General features: G+C 64.8%; 22 protein-coding genes. 15 read left to right on the forward strand and 7 right to left on the reverse strand.

The window, feature by feature from the left end; translation table 11 throughout:
* Window positions 1–1,485, reverse strand: coding sequence for an aldehyde dehydrogenase family protein (locus BN976_RS04570; protein WP_084182205.1), 1,485 nt, complete (start codon window positions 1,483–1,485; stop codon window positions 1–3).
* A gap of 182 nt (window positions 1,486–1,667) precedes the next feature.
* Here BN976_RS04570 and BN976_RS04575 point away from each other — a divergent pair, with 182 nt between their 5' ends.
* A complete protein-coding gene (locus BN976_RS04575; RefSeq protein ID WP_109489538.1) occupies window positions 1,668–2,117 on the forward strand; it encodes a MarR family winged helix-turn-helix transcriptional regulator in 450 nt (149 codons plus the stop codon).
* Between the two features lie 23 nt (window positions 2,118–2,140).
* On the opposite strand, the gene BN976_RS04580 is transcribed toward BN976_RS04575, so the two are convergent.
* A complete protein-coding gene (locus tag BN976_RS04580) occupies window positions 2,141–3,823 on the reverse strand; it encodes an FAD-binding oxidoreductase (protein ID WP_235621969.1) in 1,683 nt (560 codons plus the stop codon).
* 260 nt (window positions 3,824–4,083) lie between these two features.
* On the opposite strand from BN976_RS04580, the gene BN976_RS04585 reads away from it, so the two are divergent.
* Window positions 4,084–5,259, forward strand: a complete 1,176-nt coding sequence (locus tag BN976_RS04585; RefSeq protein ID WP_036369220.1) for a 4-hydroxybenzoate 3-monooxygenase — start codon at window positions 4,084–4,086, stop codon at window positions 5,257–5,259.
* A gap of 91 nt (window positions 5,260–5,350) precedes the next feature.
* Here BN976_RS04585 and BN976_RS04590 read toward each other — a convergent pair whose 3' ends face one another.
* From BN976_RS04590 to BN976_RS04600, 3 genes are all read right to left on the reverse strand, one after another.
* On the reverse strand, window positions 5,351–6,007 hold the full coding sequence (locus tag BN976_RS04590) for an MBL fold metallo-hydrolase (protein ID WP_084182206.1): 657 nt from the start codon (window positions 6,005–6,007) through the stop codon (window positions 5,351–5,353).
* Complete coding sequence (locus BN976_RS04595; RefSeq protein WP_036368313.1) at window positions 6,004–7,089, reverse strand: S-(hydroxymethyl)mycothiol dehydrogenase; 1,086 nt, start codon at window positions 7,087–7,089, stop codon at window positions 6,004–6,006. The genes BN976_RS04590 and BN976_RS04595 overlap by 4 nt, the downstream gene beginning before the upstream one ends.
* A gap of 147 nt (window positions 7,090–7,236) precedes the next feature.
* On the reverse strand, window positions 7,237–7,983 hold the full coding sequence (locus BN976_RS04600; protein ID WP_036368315.1) for an IclR family transcriptional regulator: 747 nt from the start codon (window positions 7,981–7,983) through the stop codon (window positions 7,237–7,239).
* Window positions 7,984–8,065: 82 nt separating this feature from the next.
* Between BN976_RS04600 and pcaH the strand changes: the two genes are divergently transcribed.
* The 13 genes from pcaH (at window position 8,066) to BN976_RS33510 (ending at window position 20,897) form a co-directional block, all read left to right on the forward strand.
* Complete coding sequence (pcaH, locus tag BN976_RS04605) at window positions 8,066–8,830, forward strand: protocatechuate 3,4-dioxygenase subunit beta (protein WP_036368318.1); 765 nt, start codon at window positions 8,066–8,068, stop codon at window positions 8,828–8,830.
* Window positions 8,823–9,383, forward strand: a complete 561-nt coding sequence (gene pcaG, locus BN976_RS04610; protein WP_036368320.1) for a protocatechuate 3,4-dioxygenase subunit alpha — start codon at window positions 8,823–8,825, stop codon at window positions 9,381–9,383. The genes pcaH and pcaG overlap by 8 nt, the downstream gene beginning before the upstream one ends.
* The gene (locus BN976_RS04615; RefSeq protein WP_036368323.1) at window positions 9,376–10,605 is read left to right on the forward strand and encodes a lyase family protein; all 1,230 of its coding nucleotides are present in this window, start codon (window positions 9,376–9,378) and stop codon (window positions 10,603–10,605) included. Before pcaG ends, BN976_RS04615 begins: the two co-directional genes overlap by 8 nt.
* On the forward strand, window positions 10,602–11,384 hold the full coding sequence (locus BN976_RS04620) for an alpha/beta fold hydrolase (RefSeq protein WP_036368325.1): 783 nt from the start codon (window positions 10,602–10,604) through the stop codon (window positions 11,382–11,384). Before BN976_RS04615 ends, BN976_RS04620 begins: the two co-directional genes overlap by 4 nt.
* A 29-nt stretch (window positions 11,385–11,413) precedes the next feature.
* On the forward strand, window positions 11,414–11,770 hold the full coding sequence (pcaC, locus tag BN976_RS04625) for a 4-carboxymuconolactone decarboxylase (RefSeq protein WP_051558339.1): 357 nt from the start codon (window positions 11,414–11,416) through the stop codon (window positions 11,768–11,770).
* Entirely contained in the window at window positions 11,767–12,960 is a 1,194-nt protein-coding gene (locus BN976_RS04630; protein WP_036368330.1) for a thiolase family protein, read from the forward strand. The genes pcaC and BN976_RS04630 overlap by 4 nt, the downstream gene beginning before the upstream one ends.
* Window positions 12,957–13,640, forward strand: a complete 684-nt coding sequence (locus BN976_RS04635) for a 3-oxoacid CoA-transferase subunit A (protein WP_036368332.1) — start codon at window positions 12,957–12,959, stop codon at window positions 13,638–13,640. The genes BN976_RS04630 and BN976_RS04635 overlap by 4 nt, the downstream gene beginning before the upstream one ends.
* Window positions 13,637–14,314, forward strand: a complete 678-nt coding sequence (locus BN976_RS04640) for a 3-oxoacid CoA-transferase subunit B (RefSeq protein WP_199558887.1) — start codon at window positions 13,637–13,639, stop codon at window positions 14,312–14,314. The genes BN976_RS04635 and BN976_RS04640 overlap by 4 nt, the downstream gene beginning before the upstream one ends.
* Before the next feature lie 73 nt (window positions 14,315–14,387).
* Window positions 14,388–16,715, forward strand: a complete 2,328-nt coding sequence (locus BN976_RS04645) for an FdhF/YdeP family oxidoreductase (protein ID WP_036368337.1) — start codon at window positions 14,388–14,390, stop codon at window positions 16,713–16,715.
* 942 nt (window positions 16,716–17,657) lie between these two features.
* Window positions 17,658–17,906 (forward strand): DUF2188 domain-containing protein, encoded by a 249-nt coding sequence (locus BN976_RS04650; RefSeq protein ID WP_036368340.1) that lies wholly within the window; start codon window positions 17,658–17,660, stop codon window positions 17,904–17,906.
* Between the two features lie 4 nt (window positions 17,907–17,910).
* Window positions 17,911–18,528, forward strand: a complete 618-nt coding sequence (locus tag BN976_RS04655; RefSeq protein ID WP_235621970.1) for a hypothetical protein — start codon at window positions 17,911–17,913, stop codon at window positions 18,526–18,528.
* 760 nt (window positions 18,529–19,288) lie between these two features.
* Window positions 19,289–19,462 (forward strand): hypothetical protein, encoded by a 174-nt coding sequence (locus BN976_RS33725; RefSeq protein WP_158497997.1) that lies wholly within the window; start codon window positions 19,289–19,291, stop codon window positions 19,460–19,462.
* 7 nt (window positions 19,463–19,469) lie between these two features.
* Complete coding sequence (locus BN976_RS33510) at window positions 19,470–20,897, forward strand: hypothetical protein (RefSeq protein WP_145977914.1); 1,428 nt, start codon at window positions 19,470–19,472, stop codon at window positions 20,895–20,897.
* Window positions 20,898–21,087: 190 nt separating this feature from the next.
* On the opposite strand, the gene BN976_RS33730 is transcribed toward BN976_RS33510, so the two are convergent.
* Window positions 21,088–21,240 carry a hypothetical protein gene (locus tag BN976_RS33730; RefSeq protein ID WP_158497998.1) on the reverse strand — a complete coding sequence of 51 codons (153 nt, stop codon included), beginning with the start codon at window positions 21,238–21,240 and terminating at the stop codon, window positions 21,088–21,090.
* Between the two features lie 639 nt (window positions 21,241–21,879).
* Window positions 21,880–23,505, reverse strand: coding sequence for an exonuclease domain-containing protein (locus BN976_RS31960; protein WP_158497999.1), 1,626 nt, complete (start codon window positions 23,503–23,505; stop codon window positions 21,880–21,882).
* Between the last annotated feature and the right edge of the window lie 203 nt (window positions 23,506–23,708).

The following is a 23,708-nucleotide window of genomic DNA, read 5'->3' on the forward strand; positions in this document are numbered from 1 at the left end:
CTACAGCGCGATCACGACGGACTTGGTCTTGGTGTAGGACTCGAGTACTTCGGGGCCGTATTCGCGGCCGAACCCGGACTGCTTGACTCCGCCGAACGGGATCGCGGGATCCAGCAGGGCCCAGTCGTTCACCCAGACGATGCCGGCGTGCAATTCCGCGGCGACGCGGTGTGCGCGGCCGATGTCAGCGGTCTGCAATCCGGACGCCAGCCCGTACGGCGTGCTGTTCGCCAGTGCGATCGCCTCGGCCTCGTCGGTGAAGGACTGCACGGTCAGGACCGGTCCGAAGATCTCCTCCTGGACGACGGGGCTGTCGTTGTGCACGTCGGCGATCACGGTGGGCGCATAGAAGAATCCCCCACCCGCGTCGATACGGCTTCCACCGGTGACGACGCGTGCACCCCCGGTACGGGCCTGGCTCACGTAGTCGTCGACCTTCTGCAGATGCCGCTCGGCAACCATCGGACCCATGAGCGTCGTGGTGTCGAAGGGGTCGCCGACGGGCACGGTGGGCACCGCCTCGGCCAGGATTCCCAGCACGGTCTCGTAGATCTCCGCGGCGACGAGCAGGCGCGGACCGCCCATGCAGAACTGGCCGGCGTTGAACGTGAATGCCTTGATGATCGCTGGAATCGCGCGCTCGAGGTCGGCGTCGGCGAACACGATGTTCGCAGCGTTACCACCCAGCTCGAGGGTGATGGGCTTGAGCGCCTCACCCGCCAGAGCTCCGGCGTGGCGGCCGATTCCCGTCGACCCGGTGAATGCGATCTTGTTGACGTCGGGGTGCCGCAGGAGCGTCTCGCCGACAACCTGACCCGGACCGGTGACGACGTTGAGAACACCAGCGGGGACACCTGCCTCGCTGAGGATCTCCGCCATCACCAGAGCACTGAGCGGCGTCTCGTCGGACGGCTTGTGGACCACGGTGTTACCCGCTGCCAGTGCGGGTGCGAGTTTGGTGCTCGACAGGATCAGGGGGAAGTTGAACGGCGTGATGGCGCCAACGACACCCAGCGGTTCCCTGCGGGTGTAGGCGTGTGCGGGAAGGGGCGTCGGCCGGGTGTGCCCACCCAGTGTGTGCGCCAGGGCTGCAGCGTACTCGTACTGATCAGCGGCGGTTAACACGTCGACCGGTCGGCACAGCGTGACCGGTTTGCCGACGTCGATACTCTCGACGGCCACCAACTCGTCGGCGCGGCTGCGGATGAGTTCGGACGCACGGGTCAGCACCCTGGCCCGCTCCCGCGCGGGGAGGTCCGACCACCGACCGTCGTCGAACGCCGTACGCGCCGCCAACACGGCGGCGTCGACGTCGGCGGCCTCCGCCGCTGCTACTCGGGTGATGACCTCGCCGGTGGCGGGATCGAGAACCTCGGTCTGCCGGCCGCCGTCAGCGCCGCGCCAGCGCCCGTCGATGAACAGCCCGTAGGACTCAGCCAGCTCGGGACGCGGAACGGTGGTCGGGGCTTCGGTGGTGGTGGTCATGGACGTTCCTTCGCTATCGCTGCTGACGCCAGGTTTGCGTGGGCAAGGCTCACCGGCCGGCGGGATCGGCACGCCGGCCGGCGGTGTCCTGGTGGGGTGCCGTAGCCGTCGCCGACGGCGCCGCGGCCCGTTAGAGTAGGCAGGAAACCTGATACTCCCGCTACCGATCGGAGCGCGCCGCTGTGACCGCAGTGGAATCTGAAGGTGTTGGCCACCAGCAGCATCCGTCGTTGCTGTACGCGATCAAGCAGGTCGAATTGGCAATCAGGTCGCACCTCGACACGCTCTTGAAGCCGTACGGCATCACGGCTCTGCAGTACACGGCGCTGACGGTGTTGCAGCACAGTGCTGACCTTTCGGCCGCTGATCTGGCGCGCCGTTCGTTCGTCACGGCCCAGTCGATGGGCGAGATGGTCGACACTCTGCAGCGGCAGGGGCTGGTCAGCAGGCATACCGATCCTCAACACCGTCGCCGGATGCTGATGACCCTCACCGCCGACGGTCGCCGACTGCTGGCCGAATGCGATGACGCCGTCAACGCCCTGGAGGCTGCCATGGTCGCCGGTCTGAGCTGGCGCCAGCGTCGAGCCCTGCGCGTCTACCTGGACAGCTGCCGAGCCGCGCTGCACTGACCGCACCCCGGCGGTGGTCGCCGTCATCGGTGCGACGCGTCCCTGAGGTGCTTCGGCCACACACCCGACTTGCCCGGAGCGATAACACCGTTGGGGTCGAGTGCGTCCTTGATCTGCTCGTGAAACTTGAGCAGCGCGCCGTCGCCCCAATTGAAGGTGGCCATGACCTCGTCCATGAGCGCGTTGTGGGTACGGTATTCGCCGTAGCCGGCTTCGGCGGCCTCGCGAACGAGGACGCGCGTCATCTGCAGAGCCTCTTCACGGACGTCGGGCTGCGTGGTGTCGTAGACGAACAGGCACACGTGGTGCATCTCGCGCAGGCCGATGATGAATTGCGCCGCGTAGTCCTTGTTGTAGTCGTTGGCGCGGTCGCGAACCATCGTGAACTGCCTGAGCGCATCACGGCCATCGGGGGCCGACACCGGCGAGAAGCAGATGTGGCCGCCGTTGGGCACCCAATTGAGCAGTTCCAACTCGTCGAGACTCGGGACGCCGTTGTTGATCTTGTGACGATCCTGGAGCACGTGGCCACCGCGGTCGTTCCGCTCGTCGTTCGTGAAGAACCGCGCTCCGGAGATCTGGCCGAACGCCTCGCGGATCATGCCGTAGTACATCTCGATCACCGGCGGGGGTCCGTAGAGTGTGCCGTAGAAGTTCCAGTAGCCCAGGTCCAGTTCGCGTTTCATCGTTTCGATCGCCTCGGCGGGCATCGGACCCTCGCCGTCGAACCACTCACTGCGCCGCGAGACCGCGGCGGCGTCCATGAAGATGTTGCGCAGTACCGGGACGTTCTGCAGCGGCGCCATGTTGATGCGCAGCGGCAACATGATGTCAATGATCTGCTCGAGATCCTCCTCGCGATCGAAGGTGATCAGGAAGGACTGCGAGCCCGGCGGTTTGGGCATCAACGCGATACCCATCTTGGTCACGATGCCGAGGTTGGACTGAGTGAAGAGACCGTCGGGATACGGGCCGAAACCGTACGGGAACAGCTGCCAGGTGTTGCTGCCGGGCAGTGCGCCCATCCCGGTGCGCATGACATCACCCTGTGGCAGAACGACTTCCAGACCGGTCTGCCACATGAAGTGATCGCCGTACGGTGTGTAGCCGACGCCGCGGTCCAACGCGTTGCCCACGACGCTGCCCCACCCCAGGTCCGGACAGTCGAGCATGAGGTTGATGTTGTTCGCCTGGAGATACTCGTAAAGGTCGAAGTAGGTCACACCGGGTTCGAGCAGTGCGTACCCGAACCGCTCGTTGACCTCCAGGATCCGGTTCATCCGTTCGCCGGTCTTGACGATCACGGCACCGGACAGCCGGGGCGAGGCGCCACCGTAGCCGTTGTTCTTACCCGTCGACACCGGTTGCAACGGGATACCGAATTCATTGGCGATCAGGACGATGTCGCGGACCTGCTCGGTGCTCTCCGGTGACACAACGGCCGACGGCAGGTATTCGATTTCGGCGCCGACCGGATAGGGATCCTGGAAAGCGGCAAGGTCCTGCTCTGCCGACAACACCCACTTGTCGCCGACGACGTCGCGGAATCGCTGCAGTGCCGCGTCGAAATCCTGCTCGCTGACTCCGGGAGGGAGAATCCGTGCCATGTTGGTCTGCTCCTCGATCGAGCGCCGTACCGTGCCGCCGTCAGCGGCTGCCGTCGCGCCGGGTTGAACCGTGGAAATGGTCCACGCTCCTTGCGTCATCGAGTCTTCCGTTATGCGCGGCGGCCCTCAATCCGCTGTGCGCGGCCAATGACGGCGCGGCGGGAATTTCCGAATGCGCATGTCAAGCCCGTGATCAAGCACCGTCGCAACAGTGACTATCCGTATTGCGCGCAACCGAGGAGTCGAGCGTCGGGCGATACCGTGATGTTGAGCGACCACCCTGCCCCGACCGGTGTCATGCTTTCGTTCAGTGAAATTCGGGGGTGGGTGAACGGTGGCCGATGTCGTTCACTGGCGGTATGCGCACTCAAGTCGCCATCATCGGCGCCGGCCCGGCCGGCATGTTGCTGTCTCATCTGCTGGCCGCTGACGGTGTCGACTCCATCGTCATCGAAGCCCGCACCGAGGAATACGTTCTCGCCCGTATCCGCGCCGGCATCCTGGAGCACTCGTCGGTGGAGTTGCTGCGGTCGGTCGGCCTCGGCGATCGGCTGTCGCGCAACGGAATCGAGCACCGCGGTATCTACCTACAGACACCGGGCGAGCGGCGTCACCTCGACTTCGTCGACCTCGTCGGTCGCAGCGTGTGGGTGTACGGGCAGACCGAGGTGCAGAAAGATCTCGTCGCCGCGCGGCACGCCGCTGGCCAGCAGATCGTGTACGAGGCCGCTGACGTGGCCGTGCACGACATCGAAACCGAACGGCCGTACGTCACTTTCACCGTCGACGGCGCCCAGCAGCGCGTCGAGGCTGACGTCATTGCCGGCTGCGACGGCTCGTTCGGCCCCAGCCGCGCCGCCGTCCCGAAAACGGTGAAGCAGGTGTGGGAGAAGACCTATCCCTACTCGTGGCTGGGCGTTCTCGCCGACGTACCTCCGTCGACCGACGAATTGATCTACGCCTGGCATCCCGACGGGTTCGCGATGCACTCCATGCGGTCGGACACGGTGAGCCGCCTGTACCTGCAGGTGCCCAACGACACCGACGTCGGATCCTGGTCCCACGACAGGATCTGGGACGCGCTGTCGACGCGCCTGGGTGCCGGTATCGAGGGCTGGACCTTGCAGACCGGCCCCATCACCGAGTCCAGCGTGCTGCCTATGCGTAGCTACGTGCAAACGCCTATGCGCCACGGGCAGCTCTTCCTGGCCGGCGACGCCGCGCACATCGTGCCGCCCACCGGCGCCAAGGGCCTCAACCTCGCCATCGCCGACGTGTCCCTTCTCGCACCGGCGTTGATCGCGTTGCTCAAGAAGAGCGACCCCGAGCAAGCCGCGAATTACTCGGCGAACGCGCTGCAGCGTGTGTGGCGGTGCACCCACTTCTCCTGGTGGATGACCAGCATGCTGCACATCAGCGGCGATTCGTTCGATGCTCAGCTACAGCAATCCCAGTTGAGGTGGGTCGCGTCCAGTCGTGCCGCGGCGATGGGACTCGCCGAGAACTACGCCGGCTTGCCGCTCAACATCGGCTGACGGCTAAAGACCCAACGAACTGGGCCCGGCGGTGATCCGCCGGGCCCTAGTCGTCCCCATGAAAATCGCTCGTCTTAATCCGATGTGCACTTCAGTGGCCGCGGGCGATCCACTCCTCGAGGTGCGGCGCCTCACCGCCGATACTGGTGGCGTCGCCGTGGCCGGTGTAGACGTGCGTGTGCGCAGGCAGCGTCATGATCCGTTCCCTGATGGACTCGATGATCGTCGGGAAATCGGAGAACGACCGACCCGTCGCACCCGGACCACCTGAGAACAGCGTGTCGCCGGAGAACAGCGCGTCCGCTTCCGGCAGGTACAGGCACACCGATCCGGGCGAATGTCCCGGCGTGTGAATGACGGAGACGTGTGTGCCCACGAATCCGATCCGCTGAGAGTCGTCGAGGGCCATGAACGGCGTGTCGTCGTGCACTGTGCGCCAAAGCATCTCGTCTCCAGGGTGCAGAAGCACCGGGGCGTATAGCCTCTCCCCGAGTTCCGTGGCGACGTTGACGTGATCGTTGTGACCGTGGGTGCAGATCACCGCGGTGACGTCTCGACCGTCGACCGCAGACGCGATGGCGTCCGCGTCGTGCGCGGCGTCGACCACGATGACGTCGGTATCGGTGCCGATCAACCAGACGTTGTTGTCCACCTCCCACGTTCCTCCGTCGAGGCTGAAGGAACCGGAGGTGACGACGCGCTCGACCCGCAGGCCCGCCCGCTCGGCGACCAGGGCGGGGGTCGTCACAGCACGACCACCGATCGAAGAACGTGGCCGTGGTGCATGGCATCGAAGGCCGTTTCCACGTCTTTCAGGGTGATGCGCTCGGACACGAACCGCTCCAAAGGAAGTCGACCCTGCTGATACAGAGCGACCAGAGTCGGGAAGTCCCGCTCGGGTAGGCAGTCCCCGTACCAAGACGATTTCAAGGCCCCGCCGTGCGAGAAGAAGTCGATCAACGGCATCTCCAACCGCATGTCCGGCGTCGGCACCCCGACGAGGACGACGGTCCCGGCGAGATCGCGAGCGTGAAACGCCTGCGTCCACGTCTCCGGCCGCCCCACCGCGTCGATCACGACGTCAGCTCCAAATCCATCTGTCAGGTTGCGAATCGCCTCGACCGCGTCCACGTCGCCGGCGTTGACAATGTGGGTCGCTCCGAAATCGACCGCCCATTCCAGCTTCTTCGGATCGCGGTCGACCGCGATGATGGTCGATGCACCCGCCAGGTGAGCACCCGCGATCGCTGCATCGCCGACGCCGCCGCAACCGATGACTGCCACGGAGTCTCCGCGACCGACACCCCCGGTGTTCACCGCCGCGCCGAGTCCGGCCATGACGCCACAGCCCAGGAGGCCTACCACGGCGGGGTCCGCGTCGGCGTCGACCTTGGTGCACTGCCCCTCATGCACCAAGGTCTTCTCGATGAACGCGCCGATGCCCAGAGCCGGTGTCAGCGGCGTCCCATCTGTCAACGTCATCGGCTGCGAGGCGTTGTGGGTGTCGAAGCAGTACTGCGGTCGCCCGCGCTTGCAGACCCGGCACTGCCCGCACACCGCGCGCCAGTTCAGGACGACGAAGTCTCCAGGTTCGACGTGCGACACGTCGGGGCCGACGGCTTCCACTACACCGGCGGCCTCGTGGCCCAGCAGGAACGGAAACTCATCGTTGATTCCGCCTTCGCGGTAGGTCAGGTCGGTGTGGCACACCCCGCAGGCCTGAACTCTGACGACAACATCGTGCCCTGTCGGATCAGGTACCACGACGTCGACGATTTCTGTCGGCGCTTTCGAACTTCGGGCGATAACCCCACGGACGGTACTCGGCATGCTGGTTCCTCGTTGTTGGCGGCGCGCGGTGCGCGTCGTGTTTCGACCCGCCACACTGTGCTGCCCGAACCACCTGCAGCAAGAGGCGAGTTTCACTGGCCGAAAGGCATCGGATTCGCCGTTGGTGTAAGCCAAAAGTCGGAGCCGTTAGACCAGGCTGCGTGAAATCCCCTGCGCAGCAACGTGCAATGCAGACACCAACCGCAGCTTGTCTCGCTTCAGATTCGGCACCACCAACCCGAGTGCTGCGACGGCGATTTCGTCGCGAAGCACCGGCACCGCCACCGAACACGCGCCCAGCGTCATCTCCTCCACCGTGGTGGCATAACCGTCTCGGTGGACCCGGGCGAGCTGTCCCTTAAGTACGCCTGCGTGGACGATGGTGTGCGGTGTGACCCGTATCAGGTGCGACACCACTTCCGCCTGGATCTCTTCGGGTGCATACGCCAGCAGCACCTTGCCGACCCCGGTGGCGTGCAACGGAAGTCGCGAGCCGATCCTTGACACCACGGGCACTGACGCGTGGCCTGCAAGTCGGTCGAGGTAGAGCGCGTGCGCACCCTCGCGCACCGCCAGGTGCACCGTAGCGAGGGTCGCCCCGTAGAGGTCGTGCAGGAACGGCGACGCCAACTCGCGCAGGCCGGTCTGCATCGGAGCGAGCAAGCCGACATCCCACAGACGGCGCCCGATGACGTAGTCGCCGTTCGCCGTGCGTGCGAGGGCGCCCCACTGCTGCAGTTCGTTGACCAGTCGGTACGCGGTCGGGACCGGCAGGCCCGCGCGGTGCGCCATCTCGGTCAAGGTCAATCGACGATGACCGGCGTCGAAAGCCGCGAGCAGCGACAGCGTGCGCGATGCGACCGATGTGCCACTCTCCGCCACATTGCCCGCCATCACGTCCTCCTCATTCGGGTTCTTTCACTGGATGAAAGCATAGCCTCGGGTTCACGCGATCGTGTGCTTAACGTCACCTGATATGACAGCTCTAACGGACACCGCAGCCCTGGCGTCCCAGCGCGAGATTTCGACCGAGATCGCGGCATCCTGTTCGACAGGAACGCACGTTCAACCTCAGCTCGACTACCCGCCGTATCGCAGTAGCGTCCTGCGCCACCCCGGAAACCCGTTGCTGCTAGCCGACCCCCACGACCTGGAGTTGGCAGCGCCGTGTTTCGGCGCCCACGACGTCACGGCCCTGGACTCCGACCTCACCATCGGGCGCGCTGGAGAGCCGATCGGCGAGCGCATCATCATCACCGGGCGCGTCACGGACACCCGCGGACGCCCCGTCGCCGGGCAGCTCGTCGAGATCTGGCAGGCCAACGCCGCCGGCCGCTACATCCACCTGCGCGACCAGCACCCCGCTCCCCTGGACCCGAACTTCACCGGCGCCGGTCGCTGTCTCACCGACGCCGACGGCACCTACCGGTTTCAGACAATCAAGCCGGGGCCGTACCCGTGGCGCAACCACCACAACGCCTGGCGCCCCGCCCACGTGCACTTCTCGCTGTTCGGCACGCAGTTCACCCAGCGGCTCGTCACGCAGATGTACTTCCCCGGCGACCCCCTGTTCCCGCTCGATCCGATCTATCAAGCGATCACCGACCCCGCGGCCAGAGACCGGTTGATCGCCACCTACGACCACGACATCACCCTGCCCGAATACTCCACCGGTTACCGCTTCGACATCGTCCTCGACGGCGCTCGACGCACCCCCACCGACGAGGACGCCCATGCCTGACCTCGCACCCACACCCGGACAGACCGTCGGACCCTTCTTCCACTACGGCCTACCCTTCCCCGGTGATAGCGAACTCATCCCCGCAGCGCATCGCAACGCGATTCGACTGCACGGCAACGTCTTCGACGGAACCGGCGCACCCGTCCCCGACGCACTCATCGAAGTCTGGCAAGCCGACAGCAAGGGTGAAATCGTCGCCGAGCAGGGCTCGCTGCACCGCGACGGCTGGACGTTCACCGGATGGGGACGCGCGGCGACCGACGCCGCCGGCCACTACAGCCTGAGCACCGTGACCCCCGGAAGCACCGGCCCCGGACAGGCACCCTTCTTCGCCATCACCGTCTTCGCGCGTGGTCTGCTCGACGCGCTGTTCACCCGTGCGTACCTGCCGCACGGCAACGTGTCCGGTGATCCGCTTCTCGCCGGACTCGCCGTCGACCGACGCAACACGTTGATGTGCACACCCGAAACCACGGGCTACCGGTTCGACATCCACCTGCAGGGACCGGACGAGACCGTCTTTCTAACCTATCCGCGCTCCCCGCATGACTAATCTGCTGTGGCCCGGTGATCACCGTGCGGGCGCGCTGCTCACCGACACCGCCGTGCTGCGGGCGATGGTGGACGTGGAGAGCGCCTGGCTACAGGCGCTCGCGGCCAACGCGCTGGTGCCATCACCCGCCGCGAACTGCGACCTACTGAGCCTGCTGGGGGACACCGATCTCGACGACCTCTCGACGGCCGCCGACGCCGGGGGAAATCCGATCATCCCCTTGGTCACAATCCTGCGCGAGCGCGCCCCGGAACCAACGCGCAAGTGGATACACCGCGGTCTGACGAGCCAGGACGTCGTCGACACCGCACTAATGCTCGCGCTGCGCGACACCGTCGAGCACCTGCGCGGCGGCCTCGCCAGCCACATCCGCCGCCTCGCGAACCTGGCCGACGGTCACCGATCAACTGCCATGGTGGCCCGCACCCTGACACAACCCGCGGTCCCCACCACCTTCGGCGTCAAGGTCACCGCCTGGCTCACCGCTGCGTGCGACGCCGCCGAAACACTCGAAAGCGTCCGCACGCCCGTCCAGATCGGCGGCGCAGCGGGGACTCTGGCAGCAGTGACGGAGATCGCCACTCCGATACAGGGGCCCGCACACGCGGCCAAGACCGCCCTTGCACTAGCCGACGACACTGCCGACGCGCTCCGCCTGGAGCGGCGCGCACCCTGGCACACCAGCCGTGCACCGATCACAACGATCGGTGACGCGCTCGTCGGGTGCACCGACGCGTGGGGCCGCATCGCAGCCGACGTCCTGACACTCGGGCGACCCGAGATCGGCGAACTCGCCGAAGGCGTCGAGCCCGGCCGCGGCGGATCCTCCACGATGCCAGACAAGAGCAATCCTGTTCTGTCCATTCTTATTCGACGCGCCGCGTTGGCGGCTCCCCCGCTTGCAACCGCCCTCCACACCGCCGCAGCGCTTGCCAACGACGAACGTCCCGACGGCGCGTGGCACGCCGAATGGGACACGGTGCGCACGCTCGGGCGGCGGACCCTCGTCGCTGCATCCCACGCGGGCGACCTGCTGAACGGGCTGCGCGTCGACTCCGATCGGATGCTGGCCAACCTGAAGGCCGTCGACGTCTCCGGAGAGCAACGCGCTATCGCGGCATTGACCGCAAACGATCCGGCGACAACGTATCTCGGTGCCGCTGACGCGATCATCGACCGCGCCGTTGCACGCGCGCACCGACACTCGGATAAGTCGACGTGACCACACCCGTCATCACCACGATCGACTTCGGCGGACCGCGGGACGCGCCACTGCTTCTGCTCGGCCCCTCGCTGGGTACGTCCGTAACAGCTTTGTGGTCGACTGCCGCGCACCTCCTGACCGCTCGACACCGCGTGGTCGGGTTCGACCTGCCCGGTCACGGCCGCAGCCCCGCGCCCACCGCGGCATTCACGATCGCCGACGTCGCCTACGCGGTACACGAAGCAGCGGTCACCTACGGCTCTGATCGCTATCACTACGCCGGAGTGTCCGCCGGAGGCGCGGTGGGTCTCGAACTGCTTCTACGACACGGTGACTCGATCAGCAGCGCCACCTTGATCTGCACGGCGGCCAAGATCCGCACCACGGCGGCGTGGCTAGAGCGAGCCCAGCTCGTCAGGTCGAAGGGCACCGCGGTGATGCTCGCATCGGCGACGAGCACCTGGTTCGCCGACGGCTTCACCGACCGTGACCCGGACACCGCGGCCGCGCTACTGACGTCGCTGCACGACACCACGTCCGAGGGCTACGCGGCAATCTGTGAGGCCCTCGCACAGTTCGACGTCCGACAGAGTCTGGAAGCGATCACCAACGACGTCACGGCGATCTCCGGGAGCCACGACATCGCGACCCCGCCCAGCTCTCTGCGATACCTCGCTGAACACATTCCACGTTGTCGCTATCTAGAACTCGCCGACGCCGCTCACCTCGCCCCCGCCGAACAGCCCGCCCTGATCGCCGACGAACTACTCGCCATCACCCAACGGAGCCCACTGTGACCTGTGAAACCGACCGATACACCGCCGGCATGGCGGTGCGCCGAAGCGTGCTCGGCGACGCGCACGTCGAGCGCGCGATCCAACGCACCACCGCCTTCACCGAGGACTTCCAGCACCTCATCACCGAGTACGCCTGGGGATCCATCTGGACACGTCCGGGACTGGACCGCCGCTCGCGGTCCATGATCACCCTCACGGCGCTGATCGCTCGCGGACACCACGAGGAACTCGCGATGCACCTGCGCGCCGCACGCACCAACGGGCTCACCGACGACGAGATCAAAGAGGTAATCCTGCAGTCCGCCATCTACTGCGGAGTGCCCGACGCGAACACCGCATTCCGCATCGCCACCGACACCCTCTTGGATCAGGAGCGGGAATCGTGAGCACAGCCTTCCTGTACGCGGCGACACGTACGCCGTTCGGACGATACAACGGCGCACTCGCCGAGGTGCGGCCCGACGACCTGGCCGCCGCGAGCCTCACCGCTCTGCTGGACCGCACACCCGAACTCGATCCCGAGCGGATCGACGACGTCATCCTGGGAAACGCCAACGGCGCCGGCGAGGAGAACCGCAACGTCGCCAGAATGGCCCTGTTGCTCGCCGGCATGCCGGTCACCGTGCCCGGCAGCACCGTGAACCGCCTCTGCGGTTCCAGCCTCGACGCCACCATCGCCGCCACCCGCGCCATCGAATGCGGCGACGCCGATGTCGTCATCGCCGGGGGCGTGGAATCGATGACCCGCGCCCCCTGGGTACTGCCCAAGCCGTCGCGCGCATTCCCGGCCACCGACGTCACCGCCGTGTCAACCACCCTGGGATGGCGCCTCGTCAACCCCGCGATGCCCGCCGCCTGGACCGCGTCACTGGGCGAGTGCAACGAACGGCTCCAGCAGGCTCATGCGATTTCGCGGGAACGACAGGACGCATTCGCCGCTCGCTCCCATCGGCTCGCCACCAATGCCTGGGCGGCGGGCTTCTACGACGATCTCGTAGCTCCCGTGCCGGGCGCCGAGCTCACACGCGATGAGGCGATCCGCGCCGACAGCACCCCCGAACGCCTCGCGGGGCTCAAGCCCGCCTTCCGCCCCGACGGCACTATCACGGCAGGGAACGCCTCCCCGCTCAACGACGGCGCCGCCGCCCTACTTCTCGGCTCCGCGGACGCAGCCGCGATCATCGGCGTCGATCCTCTTGTGCGTATCGCCGGAAAGGCCGCAGCGGCAATCGAACCCGACAAATTCGGCTTCGCACCGGTAGCCGCGGCGGACGCGGCCCTCGCTCGCGCCGGGGTCACCTGGTCGGAAGTCGGTGCGGTGGAACTCAACGAAGCCTTCGCCGTGCAATCTCTGGCATGCATCGATGCCTGGAAGATCGATCCCGACATCGTCAACATTCAAGGAGGCGCGATCGCGATAGGACATCCGCTTGGTGCGTCCGGCGCCCGACTCGTCGGCACACTCGCCAAGACGCTGCGCGAGGGCCGCCACCGTTGGGGTGTCGCAGCGATCTGCATCGGCGTCGGCCAGGCCCTCGCGATCGTCGTCGAGAACTGCTCGGAAGGAACGTCGTGACCGCTGTCATCACCACCAACGCCGCGGAGTCCGTCGCAGGCATCGAGGACGGTGCCACCATCCTCGTCGGCGGCTTCGGAATGGCCGGCATGCCCACGACCCTGATCGACGCGCTCATCGATCAAGGTGCCACTGAATTGACCGTCGTCAGCAACAACGCGGGCAACGGCGACACGGGGCTCGCAGCCTTGCTGGCAGCGCGACGTGTCCGCAGGATTCTCTGTTCGTTTCCCCGACAGCATGATTCGCACGTCTTCGACCGGCTCTACCGCGCGGGCGACATCGAACTCGAACTCGTCCCGCAGGGCAACCTCGCCGAGCGCCTGCGAGCCGCCGGGGCCGGGATCGGGGCGTTCTACTGCCCGACCGGAGTCGGCACACCACTCGCCGAAGGCAAGGAGACGCGGGTAATCGACGGTCGCGAGTACGTGCTGGAATACCCCATCCGAGGCGACTACGCCCTCATCGGAGCGCACCGAGCCGACCGGCTCGGAAACCTCGTATACCGCAAGACGGCGCGGAACTTCGGTCCCGTCATGGCCACCGCGGCAGCGACCGTCATCGCGGAGGTGTACGACGTCGTCGACGTGGGAGCCCTAGATCCCGAGAACGTCGTCACCCCCAGCATCTACGTCGACCGCGTCCTGCACGTCGCCGCATCGAACAGGAGGGCATCGTGACCACCCCCGTCGAACATCTCGACCGCGGCCCGCTCAGCCGCGACGAACTCGCCGCGGCCGTCGCCCGCGACATTCCGGCGGGCTCGGTGGTGAATCTGGGTATCGGCCAGCCCACGTCGGTAGCCGACCACCTGCCCGCGGACAGCGGGGTCGTTCTGCACACCGAGAACGGCATGCTGGGAATGGGACCGGAGGCCCACGGCGACGACATCGATCCCGACCTCACCAACGCCGGCAAAATCCCCGTCACCGAACTGCCGGGAGCCGCCTACTTCCACCACGCCGACTCGTTCGCGATGATGCGCGGCGGTCACCTCGACGTCTGCGTAATGGGCGCCTTCCAGGTGTCCGAACGCGGCGACCTGGCGAACTGGAGCACCGGCGCACCCGACGCCATCCCCGCAGTCGGCGGCGCCATGGATCTCGCCATCGGAGCGAAGTCGGTGTACGTCATGATGTCGTTGTTCGCCAAGGACGGAACCCCGAAGCTGGTGACGGAGTGCACCTACCCGTTAACGGGAAAACGTTGCGTACGGCGGATTTACAGCGACGCGGCGATCATCGAGCTCGACGCCGAGCGCGGCGCAACCGTGCTGGAGACGTTCGGAATTGCCGCCGAGGAGTTGGAGCGCAAGCTCGACCTCCGGATCCTGCCGGCGCCGGTCACATCGTGACCGCGAAACCGAACGAGCCGACCGCAAGCCCGCGGATCGAGGTGGTCTTCCTCGGCTACCGGATCGGGCTTCCGTGACCCGTCGCAACCGCCTCGGCGACTTCGACGTACCGGCCAGCGCCGATGAGGACGAACTCACCGTCAGCGGCGCCCAACACGAGGCGGCGGGCGTCAAAGCCGTACTCGTGTCGATGCAGCGAGGCCTCGAGCAGATGGGACCCGCACGCACCGCGGCGACACTCGCCAAACTCAACCAGCGTCACGGATTCGACTGTCCCGGATGCGCGTGGCCGGAGGAGCAGGGCGGCCGAAAGCTCGCCGAGTTCTGCGAGAACGGCGCCAAAGCCGTCGCCGAGGAGGCCACCAAACGACGCGTCACCCCCGACTTCTTCGCCCGCCACAGCGTCGACGAGTTGGCCGCCCGCCCGGAATACTGGCTGTCGCAACAGGGCCGGCTCACTCACCCCGTCCTGCTCGAACCCGGTGCAACGCACTACCGCCCGGTCACGTGGAACGGTGCCTACAACGTGATCGCCGAACACCTGCGTGCACTATCCAGTCCCGACGAAGCGCTGTTCTACACCTCCGGGCGCACCAGCAACGAGGCCGCGTTCCTCTACCAACTCCTCGCGCGCAGCTTCGGCACCAACAACCTGCCCGACTGCTCAAACATGTGCCACGAGTCGTCCGGCACGGCGCTCACCGAATCCATCGGCATCGGCAAGGGTTCCGTGACCGTCGACGACATGATCCACGCCGACTGCATCGTGATCGCGGGACAGAATCCCGGCACCAACCACCCGCGCATGCTGTCGATCCTAGAGAAGGCGAAAGCCAACGGCGCCAGAATCATCGCCATCAATCCGCTACCTGAAGCCGGTCTCATGCGGTTCAAGGATCCGCAGAAGGTGCACGGTGTGGTCGGCCACGGTGTGCCGATCGCCGACGAGTTCGTTCAGATCCGCATCGGCGGGGACATGGCACTGTTCGCGGGCCTCGGTCGGCTGTTGCTGGAAGCTGAGGACGCCGAGCCCGGCTCAGTCGTCGACAGGATGTTCATCGAGCGGCACTGCGCACGCTTCGACGAGTACGAGACCCGAACGCGCTGCTTCAATCTCGACATCGTCACTGAGGCGGCGGGCGTCGACCGGCAACAGCTGCGTCGCGTGGCCGACATGCTCATCGCATCCGAACGCACCGTCCTGTGCTGGGCGATGGGCCTCACCCAACAGCGGCACGCGGTTGCGACCATCGGTGAGGCCACCAACATCCTCTTGATGCGCGGCATGATCGGCAAGCCCGGAGCCGGTGTGTGCCCGGTGCGCGGCCACTCCAACGTCCAGGGCGACCGCACCATGGGTATTTGGGAGAAGATGCCCGAGAACTTCCTGGCAGCGCTGGACACGCGGTTCGGGATCCGCAGTCCCCGCCGGCACGGTTACGACACGGTGGACGGCATCAGGGCGATGCGCGATGGGCGGGCGTCGGTCTTCATCGGCATGGGTGGAAACTTCGCCGCGGCCACCCCAGACACGAGCGTCACCGAGGATGCTCTGCGAGGGTGCGCACTGACGGTGCAGATATCGACGAAGCTCAATCGGAGCCACGTCGTCCACGGTGCGACGGCGCTCATACTTCCCACTCTGGGCCGGACCGACCGCGACTACCGCAACGGCGTGAAACGGGTTGTGTCGGTAGAGGACTCCATGTCGATGGTGCATCTGTCCCGCGGCGGGCTGACCCCGCCGAGCGAGTACCTGCGTAGCGAGGTGGCCATCGTCTGCGAGATGGCGCGTGCGGTCCTGGGTCCCGACCATCCGGTGCCGTGGGAGTCGTTCGCCGCCGACTACGACCTGATCCGCGACGCGATCGCCGACGTCGTGCCCGGATGCGCCCACTACAACAGCCGTGTACGGCGCCCCGACGGTTTCCAGCTGCCGCACCCGCCGCGCGACTCCCGAGAGTTCCCTACTACGACGGGCAGAGCGAACTTCTCCGTCGAACCACTCGAATGGGTGCCGATACCGCCTGGGCGGCTCGTGTTGCAGACCCTGCGCAGCCACGACCAGTACAACACCACCATCTACGGCCTCGACGACCGCTACCGCGGCGTCAAGGGAGGCAGACGCGTCGTCTTCGTTAACCCCGCCGACATCGCCGCACTCGGACTGACTTCCTCATCCAAAGTCGACATCGTTTCCGAGTACCACACAGCTTCAGGGGACATCGAAGAACGCGTCGCAAAGGACTTCGTCGTCGTCCCCTACTCGACGCCCGAGGGCAACGCCGCAGCCTACTACCCCGAAACGAATCCTCTTGTGCCGCTCGACCACACCGCTCGACGGTCGAACACCCCGGTATCCAAAGCGATCATCGTTCGACTCGAACCGACACGTGGGTAGCGTTACGGTCCGTCGAACTATCCGGGACACGATCGCCAACGCGTAGCAATGCGGCCGCACACACACCCCCACCCCACTCGGGTCAGGTAGAGCCGGCCGCAGCCATCAGCGCAATCGCACCCGTCCAGATGTCGCAGTCCGACACCGTGGGCCCGCACACCACATGGCGGTGAAACCGTGCGATCTGCGAGGCGTGCACACGCCGATCGCGATCAGCTTCCCCGCACTCCTCATGACCGGTGAACCCACCCGCCGGCACTGACGTTCAACGCGGCCCGCCTGATCGGCCGCACCCCGCCGCGCGTCCCGGCGGACCCCGCCCGTGGCGCCAGACCGCGATCTTGCATCCGGCGCGCGGCTGCGATGGACTACTAGTGGGCGCAGCAGCGCCCCCGGCGGACCTCGCGCCCCCGGCGTACCTCGACTCCGCGCTGCGACTTTCAGCGTCGCAGGATGCACTGCCCGCCTTTAATGGGACCGACAAGCTGGGGCCACCTAGCGGCGTTCCTTGCGATCAGTACCAGCGCTACTGACGCACGCAGCCTATGTGCGACACGCCGAGAGTTTGTAAATTCAGCAAACATTGTCCACAGGTAACTACACTCATGTAACTCAGTGCGCGCGTCTCTGACCTGCGCATTCTTGGCTTGCTCCACAGACCGCTGTGAGTAATTCCGACCTTATCCCCATCGATGCTGGACGGTTACCTCGTCGACATACCGAGTGTTGTCCGGTGCGGGAACTAAGATTCCAAGAAGGTCCAGACCGAAATTCGATCTGGACTGAGGTCCTCGGTCTGGAACCCTCTTGGCTGCTTTGGCGGGCAGGTCTTGACGGTAACACCGGCATTCGCCGGGGGCAGCGGCAACCCGCCGTCTGCCTGACCCTGGGCTTCGCCATGCACGCATACCACCGTGCCCCACCAGTGCATAAGGAGCACCAATGGCGAAGAGTGACACCCCGAAGAATCGGCATGTCGTGCAGAACCCGAGCGGCGGATGGGACGTCAAGAAGCCGGGCGCGACGCGTTCGAGCGCCCACACTGACACCCAGCGGCAAGCGACGAAGCGCGCGACCGAAATCGTCCGCAACAACGGCGGCGGTGAGGTCCGCGTTCACGGGCGTGACGGCAAGATCCGCGACTCCACCACCGTCGCACCGGGCAACGACCCGTACCCGCCGAAGGGCTAAGGGCGTGACCGACACTTCGATCGTCACCATCAGCCTCGGCGGCATCGCCGACTTCGTGACCGCGGGATCAAGCCAGAAGCTGGCGGTGGTGCGCGGCCTGGTGGACCTCTACGGGGCGCCGTACCATCCCAGCCGCGATTTCTACGGCGACATTCGTCAGGCGATCGACGACGGAATCCTCCTGGGCGATGACCGTGACCGCGTGAACGCCGCGGCTGCGGAGTGCAACATCAAGCGCCGGGACCACTACGAGGCCGTCGCGAGCGGATGGCGAGAATGGCGGCGACGCAAGAATCTTGAACGGTTTGCGGATACGGCGTATTGGCACGAACAGCAACTGGCAGTTCGGGTCTCGCCGCGCTTCGTGTGGCGACAGACGATGAACCGCGATTTGGTCTGGCCGTACTTCAAGGGCGAAGAACTCACCAGGGACGGAGCACAGGCGGCCATCCGCATCATGGAGATGGCATGCCCCTCAGAAGCTGGCCGACCGGCAATTCTTGACGTCCGCCGTGGTCGGCTTCACCGTGCTCGACGCCGCGACCGTGACTACGACGTGCTGCTTCGGGGTCAGGTCTCTGCCCTGCTACAGATGTACGAGGCACTTCGCCCGGCTGCCTGAACCGCGCAGTGCGGCGTTCATCCGCCACCAAATTACTCACGACCCGGTGGCGAGTCACGGCCGGAACTGTCGTCGCCGTTAATGGCGGATTTCGATGTCTCGGTGCTTCGAGATCGCGCTCAGCCGATCCTCTTGCAAGCTGTGGTAAGTGGTCGACTGCGACGCCACATTCCGGACTTCGCTGTGGCGCATGGGGACTGGCTTGGTCAGCGTTGGTGTAGTCCGCAAGGAACGTCTTGGCGGAAATCCGAAGATCCAGGCGTTGTGCTCGTGGACTCGCGAGGTTATCGGATCTGATTGCTCCGCCACCAGGGCGTCCAAGAAGCGTGCGCCTCCAGCTGGGACAAAGCAATAGCGAACCAGGACCGCGTACCCGCAACCGGCAGCCAGATCCCCGCTGGCGCATCTCCCTGTTGATTCTCGCGTTCAGCGCCTGTCGGGTGATCCCGAGCAACGCGGCAGCGTCAGCGACCGGGTCTCCTGTGCAGTAGACAGCGACGACACGCCTGGTGGACTGCAACGTCTTCACACCGTGAAGCGATCCGTAGCATAGAAATACTCAGCCGGGAAGGGGTGCGGTCCACTTGACTCTGAAGGCAACGTCGCGAACGGGGCGGATCGCACCGCGCAAACGGCAGGCGTCAGCGTACATCTGGCGCAGGAGGCCCCGTCCAATGCAAACGTCTTACACCGATACCAGTGAGGCCCGCATGAGCCGTACCGTACATTGGGCAGATTGTCACCCATCAAAGGAGCAAGGATGAAGTACACCGCCGCGGTGAGCGATGATCTCACTCGACCGGAAGGTGAACCATCCCTTGCCCAGAAACGCGGAACAGATGTCATTCGAGTGCGTGTCGGCGCCTCGCCGGTCAACCGAGATGAGGCGCGGCGCGCTGCGAAGATAATCCAGCGAATTCGGAAAGCAAAGTAGCCACTAAGTGCCACTGCGAGCCAACGCACTCGATAAGGGTGCCTATTTCCATGATCTGTTAACGGACCAGACGTGGATTATTCGTCAAGTCACATCGTTTGAGTACTTAGACCTACCTTCCGTGTCGCTTCGGACATCGATAACAGTCGACGGCGCGGAGGTGCTCCGCCGGGCAGGCAAAGCGGGCCTGACCGCTGATGCCGTCGATTTTCCTCTCGGAATTTTTCCAAAGTCGCTGTTCGGTTCGTTTGATTTGACCGACTCAGAAGGCTGCGCAGTTCCACTCCTGAGAAGTGAATACGATTCCTCCATCGCTGTTGCAATTTTGAGGGACGAGATGGTATCTCAGGGTGCAGATCCTTCGCGCATTAGCCCACAGGTTCTCGATAAGCTGTATGCGATCACATCAAAGCACGACGGCGACAATTTCGTTCGTGATATTAAATGGATTCTCGCTCAAGAAGGCGCGGTCGACTTTGGAAAGCTTGAGGAAATCTTCACGCCAGATCTTTTTGACACAATCGGATATCTTAATGACGAAGGATATTACCTCGTAAAATTACTTGAACAGTTCGCCGCAGACTACATTCCGATAGTTCAGATGCGTCGCGAAGCCATGCAAGGCGTGTTTGTGCTAAAGTACCGAGAGGTGACTCATTCCCCGGAATTTAGTCTTCTATCCGGCGGTAGCGCAGCGCGGTTCATATGGACGCCGGCACCCGTCGAACTGCAGATAGATGGTGTGAACTTGGGCTTGGCAGGTAGCCAACATTTCCGCGCGAGCGCACCCGATAACACTGTTATCACCGACGCAGTAATAGTTAACCCTCAGGACGGAGACGAGTCAGGTCAGGATCACCTGGTCCACATTTCGCCCCGGTGGGCCTCTCTATATACAAACTTTCGCGACGATCAGGGTGCTCATACCGTGAGGATTTCGATCATTCCCGAAGCCCGCCCTCTGATGTTTCCAGCGATTGCGGCGCTACTCACAAGTATCGCAGTTCTAGGCTTTGGCGCCGCACTTGAGATTTCAGACGCGCTCGGAACCCGACAACCGTCGCGGCTGGAGGCCATCGCACTGAATTCGTCCGGTTCAGTAATTGCGATGTTGTTGCTGCTGCCGTCGTTATACTTGCTAGCGCTTGTCCGGCGTGATCAGCACGGAATCGCATCCGCACTACTGAGATATCCGAGGTACGCGGTCGCAGCAAGCGCTATTGTTTCGCTTGGCGCCGCGGTTCCAGCGGCCTTTTCAACCAGGCCTTTTGTAACCGTCACACTATGGTCAATCGCCTTTGCCATCTGTTTGGTGGTCGTGGTTATCGTGTTGCGCAATTGGTGGTGCGTCGAGAAACTGCAGAAAAACGCCAAACAGCGCTTATGGAATAAGGACATCGCCCGAGGCGGACCCGGGGGCGGCCTAGCCTCGTGACGGTGGGCCCGGCAGAATCGAAGTATGAGAAACAGTTAGCAACTTGCCGGATGTAACACTCGCACGGGCGTCTTTCTTCGAGGCTAGCTACGAATTTGTGTCGCTTGCGGCCTCTCTAGTCGCTCACCGACCAGAAGAACTTATTACGCTGTCCGGCTGGCCCCTCGACCTGGTTCGCGTAGGTATGTGTTTATATTCCGACCCCTGCCGCAGGTAGCAAGCAGCAACAAACCGACTTGTAGTAGCCGTTGACGGTCTCGGCCAGCGCGTTGTCGATGATGCCGCCGTAGTCAACTACTTCGGTCGGGCCGTGGCGGCCATTCAGGTCGAGTTGCAGTTGCACGCCGCCAGGATCAGATACGTTTTAGGAGTAGTACCACCGGTCAAGCTGTTCGGCATATTTGGCAGCGAACGTGGCGACGTGTCCATCGCGGCCAGCGCCGGTTTCATCGCGGAGGGCGTCCAGCGGAACTGCTGGCGCCAGGTTTGAAAGCGGTGACCCGACCCAGACACTGACGAGAGTTACACCGCGTCGCGGCGGAACAGAGCGCATTTCGCCGCCGCGATCCGACCTGCGGCTTGTGTCCGCATGCACACCCGTCAAAGGTCCGAGAGGGCGCTCGGGGACGTCTAGTGCACTTCGTGCGTGGCCGGTTCACACTCCGGGATCCCAGCTTCAGACAAGCCACTCTCGGACCGAGATTTAATGTACTACTCGGCCCCAATCCGCGATTTCGTTCCGACCCGATGTATTGGTCGCGCCGTCCATGGAGCGAAACTTACGCTCGTCGTCTTGGTGCGCGAGCCGACTGTGAGGCGTCGGTAACGCCAGATGAGCCGTCGCTGTCGTACAGGGGAGGGTCTGTGCCCCCGCGTGAAAGAGAGCCGAGCCACCGAGCGCGGCCGCGTGCGGATATGCGTCAACGCTGCCGGCGCAGTGTAATTCGGCGGGTGGCGACGAACTGCAGCTGTCCCAAGGCCCCTATGCGGGAACCGCGTCGCGCTTGGGCGCGCACTGAGGGCATCGCAAGGGTCGTCTCCCGCGGGTCCGCGGCCGTTCCCAGCTGCTCATGCATTCGGTGCAGATAAGCGTCTCGATCGCTGGCGGCGTCGACGCCTTCGGTGGTTCGCTTACGTTCGCGTCTTTCCGGGGGCTTGGTCGGTTGCCGCGGCACGGACCGCACACCGGGTTACTAGACCGTCGTGCTGCCATCCAGGAGTTTCCGCAGCTGCCGCATACCTGTGCAACGCCAGGATTCTCGATGGTAGTGACCGGCAATGGATTTCGCGTAGCCAATGCCCGGCGGTAGTCGGAGAACGACGCCACTGGGACGCCGAAGCGGCGAGCGGCGTCGACTTTGGTTGATTCGGAGGCTGTGTCGGCGGCGATGAGAAGTCCGCAGGTCTTGGTGAGCGAGTCGTGGGTGACAAGACCGAAAGTGCGCGCTTCGGGTTCGATCACCGTTTCCCGGTCGATGGGCTCTCCGAGCTCATCGAGAGCGGCGCCGGTGAAGCACACCATCATCCCAGGTTCCAGCGCGATGGTCGATTCGGTGATTCGGTAGGCGTTGGTGCGCCGGATGACCAGCTTTGCGTCTACGTTGAGAAGCGCTGCAACACGGCATAATTGGTCGAGTTCCGTGTCAGTGATGACCGAGTCTTCGAGCGCGGCGTCGATGAGACCATTGAGAAATTCGCGGTGCGCGCGTTCTCGTTGCCGGTCGTCCAAGCCGAGCTCCTGGGCGAGTGCGGAAAGTTCGGCGCGTTCCTCGCCAGTCAGTTGTAGGTCACTCATGGCACGGTCGAGCAACGTCACGTACGGAGCAACATCGGGATCGGCGTGCACGCCTCGCGCGAGCTCGGCGAGATAGGGGACCTCAAGGGTCACGGCAGCGAATCCGTCCCGGGTGAGAACGCGCCTTGGTGCGGCGTGGCGCAACGGTATTGCCGATGCAGGCGAGCAGGAACCGCTGAACATGTCTGCGACCGCGAACAGCAGCTGTCCGGTGGCTCGGGCGTCACTGAGAGCCCGGTGGGCATGCTCAATATCGATGTCGTATTCGGTGCAGGCGACGGAAAGTTTGCATCCTGTGGCGTGCAGGGTGTCGAGGCCGCTCCCCCAGTCGATATCGATACCGGTGCGGGAGAATTCGCGTTCGATCATGCGGGTGTCGAATCGCAGATTGTGGCCGACCACCACAGCGCCGTGCAGGCGAGCCGCGAGATGGTGAGCGACATCGTCGAAACTCGGGGCATCAACGAGCATGGAGGCAGTTACGCCATGGATCCATGTCGGACCGGGGTCGCGGTGCGGGTTGATTAACGTGTCGAACTCATCGATGACCGCGCCGGTTGGGTCCATCGTTACGACGGCGACCTCGACGACACGGTCGACGCGGTACAGGCCGGTGGTTTCGACGTCGATGACGGCGATGCGTTCGGCTTGCGCGAGAGCCTGCGCGACGGCCCGCGCTGGGTGCCCGGGGTCGGGGCCGTAGGTGCTGGGCGTCGTGGTGTGGGTCCAGCCGGTCCACTCGGTGCCGGTCCACCATCGAAGGTCGGCTTGCTTCCACGGGTCCGGATACCAGCCTGGTTCCACGATGCTCATCTGCAGGTCCTCCCCCATCGGTTCTGCACATTCGAGCGTAATTGCTGGTCCCAATCGTCTTGCGCGTTTTCGCGTTGACGGCCAGCTAGAGGGCACGTGGCGATGCGCCGGCCTATCATTGACCTCATGGCGTTGCCGAACCGCGACAGGCTGGGACGAGTACCTACTGAGCCGGCAGCGACTAACCAAGATGTCTTGAGCGA

Source organism: Mycolicibacterium austroafricanum, assembly GCF_000612725.1.
In the GTDB taxonomy this organism is placed as follows: Bacteria; Actinomycetota; Actinomycetes; order Mycobacteriales; family Mycobacteriaceae; genus Mycobacterium; species Mycobacterium austroafricanum.

Coding starts and splice junctions, on each gene's coding strand:
- BN976_RS04570 (WP_084182205.1), bottom strand. CDS start 1,485: ATGACCACCACCACCGAAGCCCCGACCACCGTTCCGCGTCCCGAGCTG.
- BN976_RS04580 (WP_235621969.1), bottom strand. CDS start 3,823: ATGACGCAAGGAGCGTGGACCATTTCCACGGTTCAACCCGGCGCGACG.
- BN976_RS04585 (WP_036369220.1), top strand. CDS start 4,084: ATGCGCACTCAAGTCGCCATCATCGGCGCCGGCCCGGCCGGCATGTTG.
- BN976_RS04595 (WP_036368313.1), bottom strand. CDS start 7,089: ATGCCGAGTACCGTCCGTGGGGTTATCGCCCGAAGTTCGAAAGCGCCG.
- BN976_RS04600 (WP_036368315.1), bottom strand. CDS start 7,983: ATGGCGGGCAATGTGGCGGAGAGTGGCACATCGGTCGCATCGCGCACG.
- pcaH (WP_036368318.1), top strand. CDS start 8,066: ATGACAGCTCTAACGGACACCGCAGCCCTGGCGTCCCAGCGCGAGATT.
- pcaG (WP_036368320.1), top strand. CDS start 8,823: ATGCCTGACCTCGCACCCACACCCGGACAGACCGTCGGACCCTTCTTC.
- BN976_RS04615 (WP_036368323.1), top strand. CDS start 9,376: ATGACTAATCTGCTGTGGCCCGGTGATCACCGTGCGGGCGCGCTGCTC.
- pcaC (WP_051558339.1), top strand. CDS start 11,414: ATGGCGGTGCGCCGAAGCGTGCTCGGCGACGCGCACGTCGAGCGCGCG.
- BN976_RS04650 (WP_036368340.1), top strand. CDS start 17,658: ATGGCGAAGAGTGACACCCCGAAGAATCGGCATGTCGTGCAGAACCCG.
- BN976_RS33725 (WP_158497997.1), top strand. CDS start 19,289: ATGAAGTACACCGCCGCGGTGAGCGATGATCTCACTCGACCGGAAGGT.
- BN976_RS31960 (WP_158497999.1), bottom strand. CDS start 23,505: ATGAGCATCGTGGAACCAGGCTGGTATCCGGACCCGTGGAAGCAAGCC.